This window comes from Mycobacterium sp. IDUB_39 (assembly GCF_055419205.1).
Genome location: NZ_JBVAXF010000005.1, coordinates 85,601 through 104,374 on the forward strand (window position 1 = coordinate 85,601; position 18,774 = coordinate 104,374).

General features: G+C 66.6%; 20 protein-coding genes and 1 pseudogene. 16 read left to right on the plus strand and 5 right to left on the minus strand.

The annotated features are described in order from the left end of the window. Positions 1-87: 87 nt before the first annotated feature. Positions 88-1,650, plus strand: coding sequence for a hypothetical protein (locus tag ACZY0X_RS19035; RefSeq protein WP_463772612.1), 1,563 nt, complete (start codon positions 88-90; stop codon positions 1,648-1,650). A gap of 120 nt (positions 1,651-1,770) precedes the next feature. On the opposite strand, the gene ACZY0X_RS19040 is transcribed toward ACZY0X_RS19035, so the two are convergent. Beyond that, positions 1,771-3,189, minus strand: coding sequence for a PucR family transcriptional regulator (locus ACZY0X_RS19040; RefSeq protein ID WP_463772613.1), 1,419 nt, complete (start codon positions 3,187-3,189; stop codon positions 1,771-1,773). 168 nt (positions 3,190-3,357) lie between these two features. Between ACZY0X_RS19040 and ACZY0X_RS19045 the strand changes: the two genes are divergently transcribed. The 9 genes from ACZY0X_RS19045 to ACZY0X_RS19085 all read left to right on the plus strand — a co-directional run bounded on the left by ACZY0X_RS19045 (position 3,358) and on the right by ACZY0X_RS19085 (position 10,702). Further along, positions 3,358-4,839 (plus strand): APC family permease, encoded by a 1,482-nt coding sequence (locus tag ACZY0X_RS19045; RefSeq protein WP_463772615.1) that lies wholly within the window; start codon positions 3,358-3,360, stop codon positions 4,837-4,839. Then, positions 4,832-5,530 (plus strand): SDR family NAD(P)-dependent oxidoreductase, encoded by a 699-nt coding sequence (locus ACZY0X_RS19050; protein ID WP_463772616.1) that lies wholly within the window; start codon positions 4,832-4,834, stop codon positions 5,528-5,530. The genes ACZY0X_RS19045 and ACZY0X_RS19050 overlap by 8 nt, the downstream gene beginning before the upstream one ends. Beyond that, a complete protein-coding gene (locus tag ACZY0X_RS19055; protein ID WP_463772618.1) occupies positions 5,527-6,291 on the plus strand; it encodes an SDR family NAD(P)-dependent oxidoreductase in 765 nt (254 codons plus the stop codon). Before ACZY0X_RS19050 ends, ACZY0X_RS19055 begins: the two co-directional genes overlap by 4 nt. After that, positions 6,288-7,274 carry an agmatinase gene (gene speB, locus ACZY0X_RS19060; protein WP_463772619.1) on the plus strand — a complete coding sequence of 329 codons (987 nt, stop codon included), beginning with the start codon at positions 6,288-6,290 and terminating at the stop codon, positions 7,272-7,274. The genes ACZY0X_RS19055 and speB overlap by 4 nt, the downstream gene beginning before the upstream one ends. Next, positions 7,271-8,134, plus strand: a complete 864-nt coding sequence (locus ACZY0X_RS19065) for a polysaccharide deacetylase family protein (RefSeq protein WP_463772620.1) — start codon at positions 7,271-7,273, stop codon at positions 8,132-8,134. Before speB ends, ACZY0X_RS19065 begins: the two co-directional genes overlap by 4 nt. A gap of 57 nt (positions 8,135-8,191) precedes the next feature. After that, positions 8,192-8,683 carry a DinB family protein gene (locus tag ACZY0X_RS19070; protein ID WP_463772621.1) on the plus strand — a complete coding sequence of 164 codons (492 nt, stop codon included), beginning with the start codon at positions 8,192-8,194 and terminating at the stop codon, positions 8,681-8,683. A gap of 63 nt (positions 8,684-8,746) precedes the next feature. Continuing rightward, positions 8,747-9,403 carry a biotin transporter BioY gene (locus tag ACZY0X_RS19075; protein WP_463772623.1) on the plus strand — a complete coding sequence of 219 codons (657 nt, stop codon included), beginning with the start codon at positions 8,747-8,749 and terminating at the stop codon, positions 9,401-9,403. After that, positions 9,396-10,103 (plus strand): energy-coupling factor ABC transporter ATP-binding protein, encoded by a 708-nt coding sequence (locus tag ACZY0X_RS19080; RefSeq protein WP_463772624.1) that lies wholly within the window; start codon positions 9,396-9,398, stop codon positions 10,101-10,103. Before ACZY0X_RS19075 ends, ACZY0X_RS19080 begins: the two co-directional genes overlap by 8 nt. After that, positions 10,100-10,702, plus strand: coding sequence for an energy-coupling factor transporter transmembrane component T family protein (locus tag ACZY0X_RS19085; RefSeq protein WP_463772626.1), 603 nt, complete (start codon positions 10,100-10,102; stop codon positions 10,700-10,702). The genes ACZY0X_RS19080 and ACZY0X_RS19085 overlap by 4 nt, the downstream gene beginning before the upstream one ends. A gap of 22 nt (positions 10,703-10,724) precedes the next feature. Here ACZY0X_RS19085 and ACZY0X_RS19090 read toward each other — a convergent pair whose 3' ends face one another. Then, complete coding sequence (locus tag ACZY0X_RS19090) at positions 10,725-11,387, minus strand: SDR family oxidoreductase (protein ID WP_463772628.1); 663 nt, start codon at positions 11,385-11,387, stop codon at positions 10,725-10,727. Positions 11,388-11,617: 230 nt separating this feature from the next. Here ACZY0X_RS19090 and ACZY0X_RS19095 point away from each other — a divergent pair, with 230 nt between their 5' ends. Beyond that, positions 11,618-11,776 (plus strand): hypothetical protein, encoded by a 159-nt coding sequence (locus ACZY0X_RS19095; RefSeq protein ID WP_463772629.1) that lies wholly within the window; start codon positions 11,618-11,620, stop codon positions 11,774-11,776. A gap of 37 nt (positions 11,777-11,813) precedes the next feature. After that, positions 11,814-12,698 (plus strand): aldo/keto reductase, encoded by an 885-nt coding sequence (locus ACZY0X_RS19100; RefSeq protein WP_463772630.1) that lies wholly within the window; start codon positions 11,814-11,816, stop codon positions 12,696-12,698. A gap of 4 nt (positions 12,699-12,702) precedes the next feature. Here the strand turns inward: ACZY0X_RS19100 and ACZY0X_RS19105 are convergent, their stop codons facing one another. Continuing rightward, positions 12,703-13,878, minus strand: a complete 1,176-nt coding sequence (locus tag ACZY0X_RS19105; RefSeq protein WP_463772632.1) for an acyltransferase family protein — start codon at positions 13,876-13,878, stop codon at positions 12,703-12,705. Between the two features lie 291 nt (positions 13,879-14,169). On the opposite strand from ACZY0X_RS19105, the gene ACZY0X_RS19110 reads away from it, so the two are divergent. From ACZY0X_RS19110 to ACZY0X_RS19125, 4 genes are all read left to right on the plus strand, one after another. Continuing rightward, complete coding sequence (locus ACZY0X_RS19110; protein ID WP_463772634.1) at positions 14,170-15,495, plus strand: S1C family serine protease; 1,326 nt, start codon at positions 14,170-14,172, stop codon at positions 15,493-15,495. Between the two features lie 74 nt (positions 15,496-15,569). After that, entirely contained in the window at positions 15,570-15,914 is a 345-nt protein-coding gene (locus tag ACZY0X_RS19115) for an ArsR/SmtB family transcription factor (protein WP_463772636.1), read from the plus strand. An 83-nt stretch (positions 15,915-15,997) separates the two neighbouring features. Then, positions 15,998-16,495: an SRPBCC family protein gene (locus ACZY0X_RS19120; RefSeq protein WP_463772637.1), complete on the plus strand. Its 498-nt coding sequence runs from the start codon at positions 15,998-16,000 to the stop codon at positions 16,493-16,495. A 67-nt stretch (positions 16,496-16,562) separates the two neighbouring features. Then, the gene (locus ACZY0X_RS19125) at positions 16,563-17,402 is read left to right on the plus strand and encodes an SDR family oxidoreductase (protein ID WP_463772638.1); all 840 of its coding nucleotides are present in this window, start codon (positions 16,563-16,565) and stop codon (positions 17,400-17,402) included. A gap of 10 nt (positions 17,403-17,412) precedes the next feature. Here the strand turns inward: ACZY0X_RS19125 and ACZY0X_RS19130 are convergent, their stop codons facing one another. Together ACZY0X_RS19130 and ACZY0X_RS19135 are read right to left on the minus strand one after the other, a co-directional pair. After that, on the minus strand, positions 17,413-18,333 hold the full coding sequence (locus tag ACZY0X_RS19130) for a class I SAM-dependent methyltransferase (RefSeq protein WP_463772640.1): 921 nt from the start codon (positions 18,331-18,333) through the stop codon (positions 17,413-17,415). A gap of 152 nt (positions 18,334-18,485) precedes the next feature. After that, positions 18,486-18,672, minus strand: a pseudogene (locus tag ACZY0X_RS19135) (LppA family lipoprotein); the annotation flags it as partial. Positions 18,673-18,774 lie beyond the last annotated feature (102 nt).

Below are 18,774 nucleotides of genomic sequence, written 5' to 3' on the forward strand. Positions count from 1 at the left end.
TTAGGCCACCCTATTGTTTCTTAGCTTAGGCTCAGCTAATCTTCAGGCGCCGTTTAGGTAATTCACTCGCGCTACAGGAGACACCCCGTGCAGCTAGCCCTTCCCGCCGACTCGTCGGCAAACGATCTTTCGTCGCCCCGTTCACCGTCCACCAGCCGCCGTGCCAAGGTCATGGTGGCCAGCGTCGCGATGGCCAGCGCAGGCGCCCTCGCCATCACCCCGGTGACGCCGAGCATGCCGACCGCTCGTGACATCGAGCAGCACGCGGTTTCTCTCTCGGCCTCCGCCAATCCGCTCGACGATCTTGGCGCGCTGTTCCAGAACACGCTCACCAACGTGGGGACCCTCGGTGGCTCGATCCTGACCACCTCGATTCCCTCCGTGACGCAGGCGATCACCAACCCGGCGATCTACGCAGACTTCGTCAAGTTCCTCGGGTCCAACGCGCTCAACCCGCTTCCGCTCCTGCAGCAGCTCGTGGGCTTCCCGGGCACCTACGGCGGCGTCATCGGCGCGGGCATGCAGGCGGGTGCTGTGGCACTTCAGACCCGTCTCGAAATGCTCCCCACCGTCCTGACGAACACGCTGAACTTCCTTTCGACGGGCCAGTTCGTCGAGGCGTTCAGCGAGGTGAACGTCTGGTTCCTGGTGAGTATCGAGCGGGCGCTTGTGCCGCTGCTCCCCACCTTGGCGATTCCCGGCGACCTCCTGTCGAGCCTTCCCAACGGGCAACGGCTGGCAGCGGTTTTCGACACACTGCTCAAGCGCGGCGTCTTCACCGAATTCACCCGGTCCCTCCTGGGGCCTGCGGCCTCGGCGGGTCTTCAGTTCGCCTTGGTCCTGGACGACATCCGCGCCGCGGCCGTCTCGGGTGACCTGGTGGCTGCCGCCAGCCACCTCGTCAGCTTGCCCATCAAGGTCACGAACGCCCTCGTCAACGGATTCACCCCGCCGTTCTCCACGCGGAGCCCGTGGACCGGAATCCTCGGTGACCGCGGCACCCTGGACTACTTCTTCGTCGATCTGCCCAAGGCGCTGGCTGACGCGTTCAACAACCCGGTGTTCCCCGTGCCGACACCTCCCGTCACCACCCAGTCCCTCGTCTCGGATGTGGCGTCGACCAATCTCGTGCTTGCCGGCGACGTTGTGACGCTGCCTGCCGACGCCGATGCCAAGGTCGGAACGCCCGTGGGCGGAGCCGTGCCGGTCACCGAGGCTGGACTCACCACAGAGGTTCCGGCTGAAACACCGGCGGAGACAACCGTTCCCGAGGTCGATGACGCCAGCGGGACCGGCGTTGACACCGCCGGGGAGTCGACTGACGCCGACGGCGGACAGACTGGTGCTGACGACACGACGGGTTCTGCCGGTGGAGCCACCGGTGGTAGCGGTGACGACGCGACAGGTTCGACGGATACCGACGACGACAAGCCCAGCAGCAGCGACAAGACCGACAAGACCGACAAGGACAAGACCGACAAGTCGGACAAGACCGACAAGTCGGACAAGACGGACAAGTCCGACAAGTCCGACAACGCCAAGTCGGACAAGGACAAGACCGACAACGCCAAGTCGGACAACACCAAGTCCGACAAGGACAAGACCGACAACAAGAAGTCGGACAACAAGTCCGGCGGCGGCGACGACTAAGCAGGACTGAGCGAACTGACGGCCCTCTCGGCAACGAGGGGGCCGTCCTTCATTCGGACGCAGCGACGTGGTCGCCTTGCAGTCGAGCGGCATCAGCTGGGTGTGGCTGCCGGTTCACACCTAGCCGGGCGACTCCCGGTCTGCGGCATGCAGTCCTATCGCGAACGCGGCCTGATCGTTATGGCTCAACGGATCTCGTCCGGTGAGTTCGAGAATTCGCGCCAACCGGTGCCGCACCGTGTTGGTGTGCAGGTACAGATCCCGTGCGGTCTCGCTCAACGATCCGTTCGAGGCGAGGAACGCTCGCAGTGTGCGCACGTGCTGAGTGCCGCGTTGACGGTCCATCTCCGCCAGCGGAGCGATCAGATGCTGTCTGAATGGGGCGAGCTGGGCGAGGGGGAGTTGCTCGAGGAGGCTGTCGAGAGTGCTCAACTGATCGGGCCCGACGCGACGGCCGCGGCGCTGGGCCAGATCCAGCGCGATGCGTGCCTGACCGATGGCCGAACCGATCTCCGTCAGCGGCACATGGGCTGAGTGCCCGGACGGCAGCGACAGGTCCTCGTCCATCTCGAGCGTCTCCGAGGTCAGCATCAGGCACAGGTCGGGCGCATCACCGACCAACGCCTCGGGCATCGCCATCGACAGCAGGGCTCCGGCGCCGGCCGGCCACGCCGAGCACGTGAGCGCTCCCGTCGCGAATCCGGGCCACTCCAGTAGTTGGCCCAGGGCGTCGGGCAGCAGCATCCGGCGTTCCACCAGGGACAGCAGCTGACCGACGCGCTCGCGGGCCAGGGCTGCCTCAACGTCCTGCTGAACCTGGGTCGCGCGCACGAACCGCGCGATCAGGTCCAGCAGTGCCGGCTCCGGTTGGTCGCCACTGCCCACCCACCCCAGGATGCCCAGACCGGGCACGTCGACCGAGACCACCGGCGACTCGTGCTCCACCGTGTCCCCCGTGCCGTGAGGCTCCAAGAGGAAGTAGCAGTCCAGGATCTGGCCAGCCGTATCCAGCAGCTCGCGAGCTGACGCATGCCGTCGCAGGGATGAGAGCAGCTCGGGCACCAGTGCGTTGGTTGCCCGCGCCACGGCGATCTCCGCGCCGAGTTCGTATTCGGCGACGAAGCGACTGATCTTGCTGAACGGCACGCTGGGCGCCGCGATCAGTACCGGTAGGTCGTGACGCCGGCATGCTGCCAGCAGGGCCGCCGGCACCGCGTCGTGACCGTCGCCGATCCCGAAGCACAGGCCTGCGACGTTCCCCTTCGTCAGCGAGTCGGCGAACGTCTGGCAGTCCTGCGGTGTCTGCAGGGTGATGCCGACCGTGCAGACCAACTCACCTCCTCGCAAGTAGCGCGAGGGGTCCCGCATCTCGGTGATGTGCGCCCAGTTGATCGCCCGGTCGAGGTTCTTCTGCGTTCCCTCGGAGACGACGAGCCCCAACCCTGGCGCGTCGAGCACGTCGCGCAGGGTGGGAGCGCCCGTGTCAGGGCGTTCCGCCGCTGCGGGCTCCGCGGGGACGCCGGGTGGCGGCGGAGTCATTGGACGAGCGTAACGCCGCCGTCACATCCGCGGGCCGAAGCATTGTGCGATCGTCCAATGCCAGGCCTCGGCGCGGTGGGATCTCTGCGAGTTCGGCTCAACTGCTGGCGCATGCGCTGAGCTGGCGTGATAGTTCCTGCCAGTAGCGCACCGAGTAGGGAGCAGCACATGTCGTCATCTGTCGGTTCCGCGGAGCAGTCTCAACAGCTGCGCCGCGAGTTCTCGTTGTGGTCGGCGTTCGCGTTTGCGTTCGCCTTCATCTCGCCGATCGTTGCCCTCTACGGCATCTTCGGTCTGGCACTCTCGGCAGCGGGACCCAGCTTCTGGTGGGGTTTCCTGTTGGTGTTTGGCGGCCAGCTCCTGGTTGCGCTGGTGTTCGCCACCCTGGTGTCGCGCTGGCCGCTGGAGGGTTCGATCTACCAGTGGTCACGCCGACTGCTCGGCACGACCTACGGGTGGTTCGCCGGCTGGGTCTACATGTGGACGCTGGTCATCGCGATGGCCACCGTGGCGCTCGGCGCGGCGGGCTTCATCGCCAACATCCTCGGGATGGAGACGCCGTCGGGTGGGACGCTCGCGGTGATCGCGCTGGTGATCCTGTTGGCCGGCACCGGGGTCAACCTGGTCGGCCGACGGGCGCTGAAGATCTTCATGGTCGGCAGCATCATCGCCGAGGTGATCGGGTCATTCGTGCTGGGCACCTGGCTGCTGCTGTTCCATCGGGAGAACTCGCTCTCGGTGCTGTTCACCGGCGGTGGCCCGGACATGGACACGCTGGCGTATCTGACCGGTCCGTTCATGCTGGCGGTCGCCTTCATCGGCTGGTCGTTCGTCGGCTTCGAGAGTGCCGGCTCCATCGCCGAGGAAGTGCACGAGCCACGCCGCGACCTGCCCAAGGCGGTGCTGTTCTCGCTGGCGTTCATCGCGCTCGTGGTGGCCTACTCCAGCCTGGCGATCATCCTGGCGATCCCGGATCTGGGCGCGGTGGCCGAGGGCGCTGTGTCCGATCCGGTGTACGACACGCTCACCACCGCGCTGGGCCACGGCGTCGCCAAACCCGTCGAGGTGCTGTTCGTCATCGGCTTCCTGGCCAGCTTCCTGGCGCTGCAGACCTCGGCATCACGCGTCATCTGGGCCTACGCCCGCGACGGCGCGCTGCCCGCATCGGCAACGCTGGTCCGGCTGCGTGGCAAGGCCCGCATCCCCACGGTGGCGATCCTGATCACCACGGTGGTCGGCAGCGGCCTCTTCCTGCTCAGCATCGTCGCCGGCGATATCTACTCGCTGATGGTCAACTTCACTGCGGGCGGCTTCTACCTGGCCTTCCTGTTCCCGCTGGTCGGGTTCCTGGTGGTGCTGCTACGCGGCGCCTGGACCCCGGCGAAGTTCTCGCTGGGCCGCGCGACGCTCCCGGTCGCACTGGTGGCGGTGGTGTGGGCGGCGCTGCAGTTCCTCAACATCGCTTGGCCGCGCGCGGCTTTCGAGCAGCGCTACCTGGACTGGTCGGTCTGGATCGGCGTTGCGGTGCTGGGTGTGATCGGCGCGGTGCTGCTGGCGACTGTTCGGTCGCGGATCACTGGTACCTCCGTGGTCGACGATATCGAAGCGCTGGACGAACAGGCCGACGATCGGGCGCTGGCCAATGAGTGAGCAACCCGTAGCACTGGTCACCGGTGGCGCGAGCGGTATCGGCGCGGCCGTCGTGGACGCACTGGCCGGACGTGGGTTCACCGTCGGCTGCCTCGACCTCACCGGTTCGTCGAATACCGCGGAACACACTGTGGCCGTCGATGTCTCGGATGCCACAGCGGTCAGCGCCGCGGTGACGGAGGTCCGCGAGCGGCTCGGACCCATCAGCGCGGTCGTGACGTCGGCGGGCTACTACGAGATGGCGCCGGTCGCCGACATCAGCGCCGACGCGTGGCGCCGGATGCTGCGCGTTCATCTGGGTGGCCTGGTGAACGTGGCGCGGGCGACGCTGCCCGACCTCATCGACCGGCGTGGGGCGCTGGTCGCGGTGGCCAGCGAACTGTCCGTCGGCGGCGGTGACGGCGATGCGCATTACGCGGCGGCGAAGGGTGCGATCCTGGGAATGGTCAGAAGCCTCGCCGCCGAGGTCGCCGGGCAAGGTGTGCGGGTCAACTGTGTGGCACCGGGACCCACCGACACGCCGCTGCTGGCGGCCGACTCGCCCTGGCGGGAAACCGAATACCTCTCCACGCTGCCACTGCGGCGGCTGGCGACACCGCACGAGGTCGCACGCTGCGTCGAATACCTGTTGTGCGATGCGACATTCAGCGTCGGTGACGTCGTCAACGTCAACTCCGGAGCCGTCATATGAGCACCAATCTGAAGGGGCGGGTCGCCCTGGTCACCGGCGCCGCGCAGGGTATGGGCGCCGCCCACGCCAGGCGACTGGCCGCTGCCGGGGCCACGGTGGCCGTCAACGACATCCGCGACAGCGCGCAACTGCAGGCGCTGGCCGACGAGATCGGCGGCCTCACCGCGCCGGGTGATGTGTCCGACGCGGGCGAGTGTGAGCGCATCGCCGCCGACGTCGTGCGGGCGACGGGCCGCCTCGACATCCTGGTGGCCAACCACGCCTACATGACCATGGCACCGCTGGCCGACCACGACGACACCGACTGGTGGAAGGTGGTCGACACCAACCTGGGTGGCACGTTCTTCCTGGTCCAGGCGGTCCTCCCGCACATGCGCGACGCGGGCGCCGGGCGCATCGTGGTGATCACCAGCGAGTGGGGTGTCACCGGATGGCCGGAGGCTACCGCGTACTCGGCCGCGAAGTCGGGCCTGATCTCACTGGTGAAGACGCTGGGTCGAGAGCTAGCGGCCGAACACATCATCGTCAACGCCGTCGCGCCGGGAGTCATCGACACCCCGCAGCTGCAGGTGGACGCCGATGCCGCGGGTATCGAACTGGCCGCGATGCACCAGCGGTATGCGTCCTCGATCCCGCTGGGCCGGATCGGATCTCCCGACGAGGTGGCCGCTGCGGTCGAGCTATTGTCCGACTTCGAGCTGGAGTCGGTTGTCGGTCAGGTCATCTCGTGCAATGGCGGCTCGACACGGTCGAGAGCATGACGGAGGGAATGAACGTGTACAGCCAACCGTATGTGGAGACGGCGGCAGGAGTGCTGGGCCAGGTCGACGCGCAGGCAGTCCCGCGCTACGCGGGCTTCGGGACCTTTGCGCGGCTACCGCAGCGCCATGAGGTCGGTGACTACGACATCGCGGTGGTCGGGGTGCCCTTCGACAGCGGGGTGACCTACCGTCCGGGCGCACGCTTCGGGCCCGCCGCGATCCGCCAGGCCTCCCGGCTGCTGAAGCCCTACAACCCCGCGCTCGACGTATCGCCGTTCGCCGCGGCCCAGGTCGTCGACGCCGGTGACATCGCAGCCAACCCGTTTGACATCACCACCGCGGTCGGAGAGATCCGCGACGGCATCCTGGGACTGGTCACCCGCCCCGAACAGCGTTTCGTGCTGCTCGGCGGTGATCACACCATCGCACTGCCTGCTCTGCAGGCCATCAATCAGGTGCACGGGCCGGTCGCGTTGGTGCACTTCGACGCTCACCTCGACACCTGGGACACGTACTTCGGGGCACCATGCACCCACGGCACGCCATTTCGGCGCGCCTCCGAGCAGGGACTGTTGGTCAAGGACCGCTCCGCGCACGTCGGCATCCGCGGGTCGCTGTATGACCGTGCCGATCTCCTCGAGGACGCAGAACTCGGATTCACCGTGGTGCACTGCCGCGATATCGACCGCATCGGTGTCGATGGGGTCATCGAGCGGGTGCTCGAAAGAGTCGGCGAGCACCCGGTTTACGTGTCGATTGACATCGACGTGCTGGACCCGGCATTCGCGCCGGGGACTGGAACACCCGAGATCGGCGGTATGACCAGCCGCGAGCTGGTGGCGGTGCTGCGGGCGATGCGTGACCTGAACATTGTCGGTGCTGATGTCGTGGAGGTCGCACCGGCCTACGACCAGGCCGAGGTGACGGCTGTCGCCGCGGCGAACCTCGCCTATGAGCTGATCAGCATGATGGCGAAGGCATGAGTGAAATACAGTGGCCCGACGGAAAGTCCGCGGCGGCGGCCTTCACCTTCGATGTCGATGCCGAGTCAGCGGTGCTGTGGAACAACGAGGCCGTCGGCGCGCGGATGAGCGTGATGAGCCACCAGGCATACGGTCCGCTGGTCGGCATTCCCCGCATCCTGGATCTCCTTGAGCGGCACCAGATCGCGTCGACGTTCTTCGTGCCCGGTCACACCGCCGACCGCTATCCGCAGGCGATCCGCAGCATTGTTGCCGCTGGGCACGAGATCGCCCACCACGGGTATCTGCACGAGCAGCCCACCGCGCTGACCCTCGAGCAGGAGATCGACGTCATCGACCGGGGACTGGCGGCGCTGGCCGATGTCGCCGGGGTGCGGCCAACCGGCTACCGGGCGCCGATGTGGGACCTGTCGTGGCGGACACCCGCACTGCTGGCCGATCGTGGCTTCCTCTATGACTCGAGCCTGATGGACGCAGACCACCCCTACGAGCTGGCGGTCACGCCGGGCGACGAGCGCTCGCTCGTCGAGATTCCTATCCAGTGGGCGCTCGACGACTGGGAGCAGTACTGCTTCCTGCCCGACATCTCCGGCAGCGGGCTGATCGAGAGCCCGCGCAAGGCGCGCGAGCTGTGGCAACTGGAGTTCGACGGTCTGCGCCGGGTCGGCGGCTGCTGGGTGCTCACCAACCATCCGTTCCTCACCGGGCGGACATCACGCGCCGCCGAACTCGACGACTTGATGCGCTACGTGCTCGAGCATGACGAGGTGTGGACCACCAACCTCGGCTCCATCGCCGAACATGTTCGGACACTGGGGCTCTCGCCGCGCTCGATCACTCCGCCCGACGTGCCGCGCTGAGCGAAGCACCCCGCCCCGCGGCGGCGCGCGGGCATGTCGGCGGACTACGGTGCCCGTATGCCGTTCTCAGACACCGAACCCGCCTGGACAGCGGACCTGCGCGGCCGCGTCGACGAGTTGATTGACGAGTATCGAGCGTCACTGCATGGATGCGTCGACGGGTTGAGTGAGGACGAGGCACGGCTGCGACTGGTGCCGTCGGCGACCACGCTGCTCGGTCTGCTCAAGCACGTGACCTACGTCGAGGGCGTGTGGTTCGACCAGGCCATCAGTGGCCAGTCCTACGCCGAGATCGGTATTGCAAGCACTCCCAGTGGCTCCTTCACCCTCGCCAAGTCAGACACCATCGCCTCCGTCCAGGAAGCTCATCGCCGTCGGTGTGAGGCATCGCGTGCGACGATGGCCGAACTTGCGCTCGACGCCATGGTTGACGGTCGCGGAGACCGGCCGGTCTGGGCGCTTGCGCTGCAGGTGCTGCGGGAACTCGCGCAGCACGCCGGGCACGCCGACATCCTGCGTGAGCAGGTCCTGGCGAGACGTACCGCCTGACTGCTGGGTCGCAGCGTGCCCCGGCCGGCACACTCGATGCGCCGGGCGACGATAATTCGCCGAATGGATGGCAAGGCGGACCCGTCGCCGGCTGAGCACGACGGACAGCCGCGGGGACGGAGCGCGCCCGGACGCTTCACCGTGACACCGGGGGATCTGACGCAGGCAGCGGTGTTCGCCGCGCTCATCGCCGCACTGGGACTGCCGGGGACCATCACCATCGGCCCAAGCGGCGTGCCGATCACAGTGCAGACCCTCGGCGTGATGCTGGCCGGATCGATCCTCGGCCCGCGCAAGGGGGCCCTGGCCGTCGGACTGTTTGCGGTTCTGGCCATCGCCGGTCTGCCCATCCTGGCCGGCGCGCGCACGGGGCTGGTGTCACTGGCTTCCCCGACAGCCGGGTTCTTCGTCGGCTGGCTGCCTGCTGTGGTCGTCATCGGTGCCCTGACCGCGCTCATGGTGCCGCGGTACCGGGTCGGTTGGGGGATCGTGATCAACGTTGTCGGCGGCATGGTGGTGATCTACACGTTCGGCACCCTGGGTCTGATGATCCGCACCGACCTGTCCTGGTGGGCGGCGTTGTCGACGAACGGAATCTACGTGCCGGGGGATATCGCGAAGGCCGTCATCACGGCGTTTGTCGCCGCGCAGGTGCACCGTGCCCGGCCCGGCCTGATCGCCCCGTGGCGGCGGCGCCGCGCGGGTGCCGCCGATGGGTGACGACACCACCCCGGACTCCCCGGACGGCATAGTCTTCGAACGGGTGACGCACTCCTTCGGGGAACGCCAAGTCCTGCGCAACGTCTCGCTCACATTGAGTGAGCGCCGGATCGGTGTGCTCGGCGCGAACGGAAGCGGCAAGTCGACCCTCGCGCGGATGGTCAACGGCCTGGTGCTCCCCGACGAGGGAGCGGTCCGCGTGCGTGGCCTCGACACCCGGCGATCGGCCCGCAAGATCCGTCGCAATGTCGGTTTCGTCTTCACCGACCCCGACCGGCAGATCCTGATGCCGACGGTGGCCGAGGACATCGAGCTGTCGCTGTCACGTCACGGGCTGAGCCGGACCGAGCGCACCGACCGCACCCGGCGCGTGCTCGAGCGGTTCGGCCTCGCCGGCCACGCCGACCATCCGGCCCACCTGCTCTCGGGCGGCCAGAAGCAGCTCCTGGCGCTGGCCGCCGTGCTGGTCACCGAGCCGCACATCGTGGTCGCCGACGAGCCGACCACGCTGCTCGACATGCGCAACGCCCGGATGCTGCGTGCGGCATTCGCGACGCTGGACACGCAGCTCATCGCGGTGACCCATGACCTCGAGCTGATTGACGACTTCGATCGAGTGATCGTCCTGGATGAGGGGCAAGTTATCGCCGACGACGTGCCGTCGGTTGCGCTGATGGCCTATCGAGAGCTCATGACATGACGGTGCTCGGGGTGTATCAGCCGGGGACGTCGGTGCTGCATCGGCTGCCGGCCGGCGTCAAACTCGTCGGACTCGGCGCGCTGATCGCGCTCATGTCGGTCCTCGTCGATTCACCCGCAACACTCGGCGTGGCCGCCGTCGGCGTGCTCGCCGTCGCCGCAACCGCGGGTATGCGCGCTAAAACCATTGTCGCGCAGCTGCGTCCGGTGCTCTGGGTTGTCGTCTTCATCTTCGGCTTCCAACTGCTGTTCACCGACTGGCGTCGTGCGCTGGTCGTGTGCGGAACACTGCTGCTGGCGGTGTCCCTCGCGGCCGTCGTCACCTCGAGTACCCGGACGACGGACATGCTCGCCGCCATGACCCGGGGAATGCGCCCGCTGGCCAGGATCGGTTTTCCGGTCGAGCAGGTGGCTCTCGGGCTCGCCCTCGCCATCCGGTCGATACCGGTGATGATCGAGATGGTTCGCCAGGTGGAGGAGGCCCGCCGCGCGAGGGGGCTGCGGTTCTCGCCCCGGATCGTGGTGGCACCCGTGGTCGTCGCGGCCCTGCGGATCGCCGATGGCTTCGCCGAGGCGCTTATCGCGCGGGGTCTCGACTGAGGGCGCCGCTCGATCGCCTGGATCAGGCGGTCATGAGGTAGTCGGCCCCGCTGACGTAGACGATGCCAGAAGGGTTCGGGGTGGTGGCCGCATTGGCGATGGCCGCCGCGACGATGACCGCTCCGTCGACCAGGTCGCCGGATACCACGGTGAGACGGACGCCGGCACGGTCGAACTCCGAGCGCATCGCGTACAGGGCGGTCTCGCCGGCGCGCTTGCTCGCGGCGACAGCTGAGTAACCCTTTGGCACCGCCTTGTGCGGAAAGAAGTGCGACTGGTGACTGGTGACGAAGACGATGCGACCGTCGACCGGCATCAGCGGCGTGGCCAGCAGTGCGAGGCGACGTTGGGCATCGCGGTTAAGGCGCATCGCGTAGCCGGGATCAGCGCCAAGTTCGAGGCCACCCGATGCGTTGAGGATCAGCGCGTCCAAGCGCCCGAAGCGCGCCGCGATGGAGTCCATCATCGCCGCGGCAGCGGCCTCATCGGAGATATCGGCGGCCAGTGTCGACGCCTGGCCACCTGCGCTGCGGATGGCCGCCGCAATGGCCTCCGCGCGCTGGGACTTCACCCGGTAGTTCACGATGACGTGGGTGTCGGCGCTGGCGAGCTGCCGCGCGACCTCGGCGCCGATTCCCCTGGATGCGCCGGTCACCAAGACGATCCGTGCAGGTCCGTGTGGCATATCGGGTTCCTTCCGTCAGTGCCGTCAACCGGCTCCGGTCGCAACCGTACACCCATTTCTAAGGAAAATAAGGCATACATAAGATAACGATAAGGCTGCGGTCGATGGGTCCATGCGACGTGATGAGGTTCGCCACATGCGCCTAGCAAAGTGATGTGCAGGCAATAGATCGCGGCTCAGGCGTGTTGTGAATGGTGACCGGAAGGTCTGTGAAAAAGGAGGAGGCGAAAATGACGATTCAAGAGCGTGGCGCGATGACGGGGAAGGCGGGCGCGACGCGCGCGAGTTCGTCGTGCATGCATGCGCAGCCTGTGCGTTCGCCCCGCGACTCCGCGGCGCGGCTGAGAGCTGACGTGGTGATCGTGCCCAAGGCTTTGACCCGCTGCTGAGGGAAGTGTCTGGCGGCCGGGGCCTAGCCTCGAGAAGATGAGCATCCCCAACTTCACCCTGAACAACGGCGTAGTAATGCCCGCGATCGGCCTCGGCGTGTATCAAACCCCGCCGGAGGAGACGGTTGCCGCGGTTGAGGCCGCGCTGAAGGTCGGCTACCGCCACATCGACACCGCCGCTGTGTACGGAAACGAACGGGAGGTCGGAGCGGCGATCAGCCGCTCCGGGCTGGCCCGCGACGATGTCTTCATCGAGACGAAGGTCTGGATCAGCGACTTCGGCTACGACGCCACACTGCACGCCTTCGACAAGTCGGCGGGCAAGCTCGGCGTCGAGCAGATCGATCTACTGATCCTGCATCAGGCCCTGCCCGGCGAGTTCGAGCTGACCGTCCAGGCCTACAAGGCGCTCGAGAAGCTGTACGCCGACGGCAAGGTGCGCGCGATCGGGGTCTCCAACTTCATGCCGCCCCACCTCGACCGGCTGCTCGCAGAGACCGATGTCGTGCCGACGCTCAACCAGATCGAGGTGCACCCGTACTTCCGGGAGTCCGAGGTGCTCGCCGCCGATACCGAGCACGGCATCCTCAACCAGGCGTGGTCGCCGATCGGCGGCATCACCTTCTACCGCGACGGCTCGAGCGGCTCCACACTGCAGGACCCGGTCATCGCGGGTATCGCAGCAGCGCACGGGAAGTCGCCGGCACAGGTGATGTTGCGCTGGCACCTGCAGCAGGACCGCCAGGTGATCCCGAAGTCCGTCACGCCCTCGCGCATCGCGGAGAACTTCGACGTGTTCGACTTCGAGCTCACCGCAGAGCAACTCGCGGCGATCGACGCACTGGACACCGGCGTCCGCGGCGGCCCGGAGCCCGAGGTCATCACCCGCGAGAAGTTCGGCTTCCCGATCCCCGAGGCCTGAGGGGTCAGGTAGGTCGAGTCCAGCGATGCAGTAGCCAGGCCAGCGGAATCGTCATCGCCAGCGTGACCGCGAACAGCACCGGCATGGAGCCGGTGAAGGCAGGCCACTGCAGCACCGTCGTCATCGCGATCTCCATCACGATCACGTGCAGCAGGAAGATCTCGTAGGAGATCTCGCCGAGCCACACGACGGGCCGGGCGCTGAGTATCCGTCCGTACCCGCCGCCGCCACTGAGCACCAGCGGAGCCACGACGGCAACCGCGAACACGGCGTAGAGAGCCGACTTCACCAGTGGCTGCCAAGGCGTCACCTGCCCGAAGGCGACGTCCCCAGCGATCGGCGTCGACACGATCAGATAGCTGAGCACCGCCAGTGCACCGACGACGAGCCCATTGACCCGCGTCCCGACGGCCTGCAGCACGGCCAACGCCATGCCGCCGACGAAGTACAGCAGATGGGCCGGCAGCCACATGCCGGCCGAGCTGGGTAGCCATTCGCCTGCGTTCTGCAGCATCAGCCACACCGGCGTGATCGAGGCCAGACCGGCCAAGCCGACCAGCAGCAGCCTCGGCCGCCAGACCCCCTTGCAGAGCACTCTCAACAACAACGCGGCGAGAAACGGGAGCGCGGCGTAGAAGGCGAATTCAACGGCCAGGCTCCATGTTTGGGTAAGGCCCTGATGCATGACGAAGAAGTAGACCGGCTCATAGATCTGGGTCAGGGTGAGATGCTCCAGCAGGCCGAGCCACGTGTGACCGGGATTGGGCCCGGCGTCTCGGAACTCGTACAGCAGGAACGCCACCAACACCGTCACGACGTAGGCCGGTAGGACGCGTCGCGCGCGGCGATGTGCGTATCGGCTCACCGACGGTGACCGCGTCCCGTTCGCCGCGGCTCGTACCCACGGGCGGAACAACAGGAACCCCGACAGGACGAAGAAGACCGGGACGCCCACCTCCAAATGCGCGTAGAGCGACCCGATGTAGCCATGTGTCAGCTGGCCCGTGCCATAGGCGGCATGAGTTCCGAGAATCAGCAACGCGGCGACCGCACGTAGGCCGGTGAGCGAGGCCGTTCGGTCCCCACGCGTGTCTGAGGCGGAGATTGTGCGCACGGCGGTCGCGTCGACGCTGAAACCGGGTATCCACCCGTTCGCGTCGACCGCCTGTGACTGCACCATGCGAGCGGACTATACGCATGGTGTAACGAACCAATCACGTTCGTTCGCCGTGGGGTGACGAAGGTAACTTAACGTCCCGGTTCACGTAATCCGCGTAAAGTGCTGTAGCGCAGGGTGTTCCATTCCCGCCACGGAGCGGCAGGGCCCGATCGGGCTCGCGCACAGCGGAATCCCGACGAGGCAAAGTCTTGGATTCCGCAAGGGGATCTCTCAGTGCGGTCTCAGGCAGGCAGAGGAAACTTGCAGCTAAGCAACTGCGCTATTTGATGATTGAGGAAGCGAACACACCATATGACGAACCCCACGTGGTACCCCCCGCAGCAACCGGCGCGTGGCGTGAATCCGCCGACCGGACCGCAGTACCGGTCGGAGGATTTCTATCGAACCCCCTATGACTGGCGGTACGCACAGCAGCCGGCGCCGTCGGCCCGCGATTCGTATCGCGGTGCGCATCAGTCATTTTCAACTCCACCCGTGACGCACCCGCGCAAGCGGTCTCGCCTGGGCGTCGTGATGATCGGCGGGGCTGTCGCGGTAGCGGTGGTGGGCGGCGGGATCGGTGCGGCCGCATTCGCCGGTTCGCCAGATCGCTCAGCCGACGTGCAGATCGTGGCAGCGCCAACCCCTCCCGGCGTCACGCCGGCAAGTGCGCCCGCAGGGTCAGTGGAGCAGGTGGCCGCGAAGGTGATGCCCAGTGTCGTCAAGCTGCAGGTCGACATGGGTAATCAGAGCGGCGAGGGGTCGGGCATCGTGCTCACCTCCGATGGCCTGATTCTCACCAACAACCACGTCGTGGCGGACGCCGCCGACGGTGGTGCCGCGGGCCCATCGGCCATGCGGGGCGGTGGCGCCGTGCGGGCCACGGTCACGTTCGCCGACGGCAAGACTGTGCCGTTCAGTGTCGTCGGTACCGACCCGTCCGGCGATATCGCCGTCGTCCGCGCCCAGGGGGTTTCGGACCTCACGCCGATCACGATGGGTTCGTCGGCCGATGTTCGGGTCGGCCAGGACGTGGTCGCCATCGGCTCACCGCTGGGCCTGCAGGGAACGGTGACAACGGGCATCATCAGCGCCCTTGATCGCCCCGTCTCCGCCGGTGGTCCCTCCAGTGGACAGGGCTCGGTACTCGACGCCATCCAGACCGACGCCGCGATCAACCCGGGTAACTCCGGCGGCGCGCTGGTGAACATGAATGGTGAACTGATCGGCGTGAATTCGGCCATCGCGACGCTCGGTGGCGGTGGGCAGGGATCCGGCGGGGCGCCGAGTGGCTCCATTGGACTCGGCTTCGCGATACCCGTCGATCAGGCGAGCCGCATCGCCAAGGAGCTGGTATCCACCGGCACGGCAACCCATGGTTCATTGGGCGTGCAGCTCAGCAGTGATACCAGCGCACGCGGTGCGTCGATCGCCGAGGTGGTTGCGGGAAGCCCCGCTGCGGCCGCGGGCCTGCCAAGCGGCGCGATCATCACCAAGGTCGATCACCGTGTGATCGACGGGCCGGAGGCGCTTGTCGCAGCGGTGCGTTCAAAGGCGGCAGGTGACACCGTCACGCTCACCTATCTCGACCAATCCGGTGCGTCACAGAGCGCTGAGGTCACGCTCGGCGAGGCCTGACACGAACGGCGCGCGTCCTAAAGGGGACGACGTATTCCTTGACAGGAATACGTCGTCCCCTTTACCTTTGTGCTGTGCAGGCGACGATCTTCGGGGCCCTTGGTGAGCCGACTCGTCTGAGGATCGTCGAGTTACTGCGGGATGGACCGATGTCGGTCGGTGAGATCGCCGAGGTGCTCGAGGTTCGTCAGCCGCAGGTCAGCAAACATCTTCGGGTGCTTGGGGATTCGGGGATCGTCACCGGTGAGGCACTGGCTCGGCGACGGATCTACCACCTTGAGGCGCAACCGTTCGAGGAGGTCGGCCACTGGGTCGAGTCGTTCGAACGGTTGTGGGAGAGCCGGCTCGATTCCTTGGGTAGCTATCTCGCTTCCATGGCAGGCGAAGGGACACGTAATGGCACAGAAGACGACCACTGATCGAGGCGGCGACGCTGCGGTGATGGACAAGCTCGCCGAGGTCGTCACACGAGCCGTCGGCTGAACACGGACTGGAGAGCATCATGATCATGCAACTGTTCAAGAAGACAAAGGATTTCAGCCTCGAGCGCTCGTATCAGGCGCCGATAGCATTGGTGTGGGATGCCTGGACGCAGGCCGACATGCTGCGGCAGTGGTGGGGCCCGGAGAAGACGTTCGTACCCGAATGCAGGATCGACCCGCGGGTCGGTGGCGAGATCTACGTCGTCATGGAGGCGGGCGAGGCGATGGGCAAGTACCAGGGCACGCGATGGCCCATGGCCGGCACGTTCACCCGCACCGAGCCGAACTCCAGGCTGTCCTACGACGCCCGTTCGTGGACCGAGGGCGAGGAGGAGGGATCGACGATCCACCACGTCAACGACGTGACGCTGACCGAGCGTGACGGCACGACGACCGTGGCGCTTCACGTCACGATCACGCAGATCGGTCCCAAGGCCAAGATGGCGGCGTTCGGGATGAAGTGGGGCTACAAGGCGCAGTTCGACAAGCTCGAGCAGTACCTCACAGCACAGCCCTGACGGGAGCCCCCCGGTCTGGACTGAGCCCGCGACGGATTCGATAGCACGCCTAATATATGGTCCGAGCATGAGCAGAGTGGCGGTCATCACAGGCGGCGCGGGTGGCATGGGTCTGGCCACGGCCAAGATCGTCGGTCGAGACCACACCGTCGTTCTCTGCGACATCAGGCAGGACCGCCTTGAACAGGCGGTGACCGCGCTCAAGGACGACGGCATCACCGCGACCGCCATCAACTGCGATGTCACCGACCGCGCGGCGGTTGAGCGACTGTTCGAGACCGCAGCCGGCCTCGGGACCCTCCACTCGGTCATCCACACCGCGGGTGTGAGCCCCAGCATGGGCGACGCCGAGTACGTGATGAGAACCAACGCGGTCGGCACGGTCAACGTCAACGAGATCTTCTTCGACATCGCCGCGGTGGGTTCCGCCGTCGTCAACGTCGCGTCGATGGCGGCCCACATGCTGCCGGAGGAGATGATCCCGACGGGGCAGTTCCCGCAGGCACTCCAGGACGCCGACGCCTTCATGAGCGACATGCTGAGCGCCTGCAACGCGATTCCCGAGGAGGCGCGATCGGGCTTCGCCTACACCGTGAGCAAGAGCTTCGTCCGGTGGTACAGCTCATCGCAAGCCGAGAGGTTCAACACCCGAGGGCTGCGCATCGTCTCGGTCTCCCCGGGTTCCGTCGAGACCGAGATGGGCAAGTTGGAGGCAGACGCCGGGGCCGGGGCGATGGTCGCCAACTTCGCGGTTCCGCGATGGGGCACTCCGGAGGAGATGGCGGCACTGCTGGCCTTCTGCGTCAGCGATCAGGCCGGTTACCTCACCGGCACCGACATCCTCAACGACGGCGGCGTCATTGCCTCGATGCGAGAGCGCGCCAGGGTGGCTGCTCAGGGCAGTTGAGCTGCGGTCCCTAGACTTTCGGCCGGTACCCGCTGACGTAGACGATCTCACCGAGCGGGTCGTCGACGTCTGCGAACTCGGGCAGCGGCACGCCATGCCGGGCGAACAACTCCGGGCGGGGCACACCGGTGATGTGCCAACCCAGAGACACCAGATAGTCCATGACATGGGTGCGTTCGCCGTGGTAGATCAGTGAGGGCATGTCGAGGTCCAGCCCGTACTCACGCATCTTCGCGGCGTCGGCGCGGGCCTTATCGGCGTCGAAGTTCCTCACACCCGGGACGTACTCCGTCGCAACGGTGCTTCCCGGCGCGCTCAACTCGGTGATGTTGTCGAACAACAAATCCTGGGCATCGGATGGAAGGTAGATGAGCAGACCCTCCGCGCACCACGCCGTCGGCTGTGTGACATCGAAGCCAGCGGCCCGAAGCGCGGCTGGCCAATCCTCGCGCAGGTCGATCGCCACCGTGCGTCGGTCCGCCGTAGGCTGCGCACCGATGCAGGCCAGCGTGGTGGTCTTGAACTCGATGACGGCGGGCTGGTCGATCTCGTAGACGACTGTGCCCTGCGGCCACGGAAGCCGGTAGGCGCGCGAGTCGAGTCCGGACGCCAGGATGACTGCCTGGCGGACACCACCACTGGTGGAGTCCACGAAGTAGTCGTCGAAGAACCGTGTGCGCAGGGCCATCTCGTCGATGCGGGCCTGCATGGTGGCGGCCGATGACGGATCGATCGCGGCGATGTCGACGTCACCGTCGACCAGCTTGCTGAAGAACTCGATACCCACTGCGCGTACCAGCGGTGCCGCGAACGGATCGTCGATCAGGCCTCGGCCGTCTCGACTCGCGACGGCACGTCCGGCGGCCACCATCGTGGCGGTGGCGCCGACGCTCGATGCCAGGTCCCAGCTGTCGCCCTCGCTGCGTGCCATCATCGCTCCTGTTCGTCGGGTGAGATCGCTATCGACTTCGACGTTACTCAACCCGTCGAGCCCCGCTCGAAGACCGAGACCGACGAGATGGCTGCTTTTGAGCCAGGGAAAGCAGCCATTTCGTCCATTTCGTTCACGCGGCCCGCGCAACGCTAGGGACTTGGCGCGGATTCCGTGGGAACGATCGGCGGTTCGGGCGGCAGCTGCCCGGCGGGGAGGTCCAGGATTCTCTGCATCAGGAAGCAGTCCCCGGGTGATGTTGAGGGTGGCGAAGGTGATCTGCCCGATGTTGAACTCGTAGCCGTTGCCAGCCACGTTGTAGTCACGCTTGGCCTGTTCGTAGCGGCGCACCCGGTCATGACGGCAATTTCGCCCGTGTGTGATGCCGCACAGGTCGTCCGGTTGTAGATGTGGCCGCGGATGGGTACGCATGGCGGCGAT

Coding starts and splice junctions, on each gene's coding strand:
- speB (WP_463772619.1), top strand. CDS start 6,288: ATGACGGAGGGAATGAACGTGTACAGCCAACCGTATGTGGAGACGGCG.
- ACZY0X_RS19105 (WP_463772632.1), bottom strand. CDS start 13,878: ATGGTGCAGTCACAGGCGGTCGACGCGAACGGGTGGATACCCGGTTTC.
- ACZY0X_RS19055 (WP_463772618.1), top strand. CDS start 5,527: ATGAGCACCAATCTGAAGGGGCGGGTCGCCCTGGTCACCGGCGCCGCG.
- ACZY0X_RS19100 (WP_463772630.1), top strand. CDS start 11,814: ATGAGCATCCCCAACTTCACCCTGAACAACGGCGTAGTAATGCCCGCG.
- ACZY0X_RS19040 (WP_463772613.1), bottom strand. CDS start 3,189: ATGACTCCGCCGCCACCCGGCGTCCCCGCGGAGCCCGCAGCGGCGGAA.
- ACZY0X_RS19080 (WP_463772624.1), top strand. CDS start 9,396: ATGGGTGACGACACCACCCCGGACTCCCCGGACGGCATAGTCTTCGAA.
- ACZY0X_RS19125 (WP_463772638.1), top strand. CDS start 16,563: ATGAGCAGAGTGGCGGTCATCACAGGCGGCGCGGGTGGCATGGGTCTG.
- ACZY0X_RS19085 (WP_463772626.1), top strand. CDS start 10,100: ATGACGGTGCTCGGGGTGTATCAGCCGGGGACGTCGGTGCTGCATCGG.
- ACZY0X_RS19075 (WP_463772623.1), top strand. CDS start 8,747: ATGGATGGCAAGGCGGACCCGTCGCCGGCTGAGCACGACGGACAGCCG.
- ACZY0X_RS19045 (WP_463772615.1), top strand. CDS start 3,358: ATGTCGTCATCTGTCGGTTCCGCGGAGCAGTCTCAACAGCTGCGCCGC.
- ACZY0X_RS19050 (WP_463772616.1), top strand. CDS start 4,832: ATGAGTGAGCAACCCGTAGCACTGGTCACCGGTGGCGCGAGCGGTATC.
- ACZY0X_RS19110 (WP_463772634.1), top strand. CDS start 14,170: ATGACGAACCCCACGTGGTACCCCCCGCAGCAACCGGCGCGTGGCGTG.
- ACZY0X_RS19065 (WP_463772620.1), top strand. CDS start 7,271: ATGAGTGAAATACAGTGGCCCGACGGAAAGTCCGCGGCGGCGGCCTTC.
- ACZY0X_RS19070 (WP_463772621.1), top strand. CDS start 8,192: ATGCCGTTCTCAGACACCGAACCCGCCTGGACAGCGGACCTGCGCGGC.
- ACZY0X_RS19120 (WP_463772637.1), top strand. CDS start 15,998: ATGATCATGCAACTGTTCAAGAAGACAAAGGATTTCAGCCTCGAGCGC.
- ACZY0X_RS19090 (WP_463772628.1), bottom strand. CDS start 11,387: ATGCCACACGGACCTGCACGGATCGTCTTGGTGACCGGCGCATCCAGG.
- ACZY0X_RS19130 (WP_463772640.1), bottom strand. CDS start 18,333: ATGGCACGCAGCGAGGGCGACAGCTGGGACCTGGCATCGAGCGTCGGC.
- ACZY0X_RS19095 (WP_463772629.1), top strand. CDS start 11,618: ATGACGATTCAAGAGCGTGGCGCGATGACGGGGAAGGCGGGCGCGACG.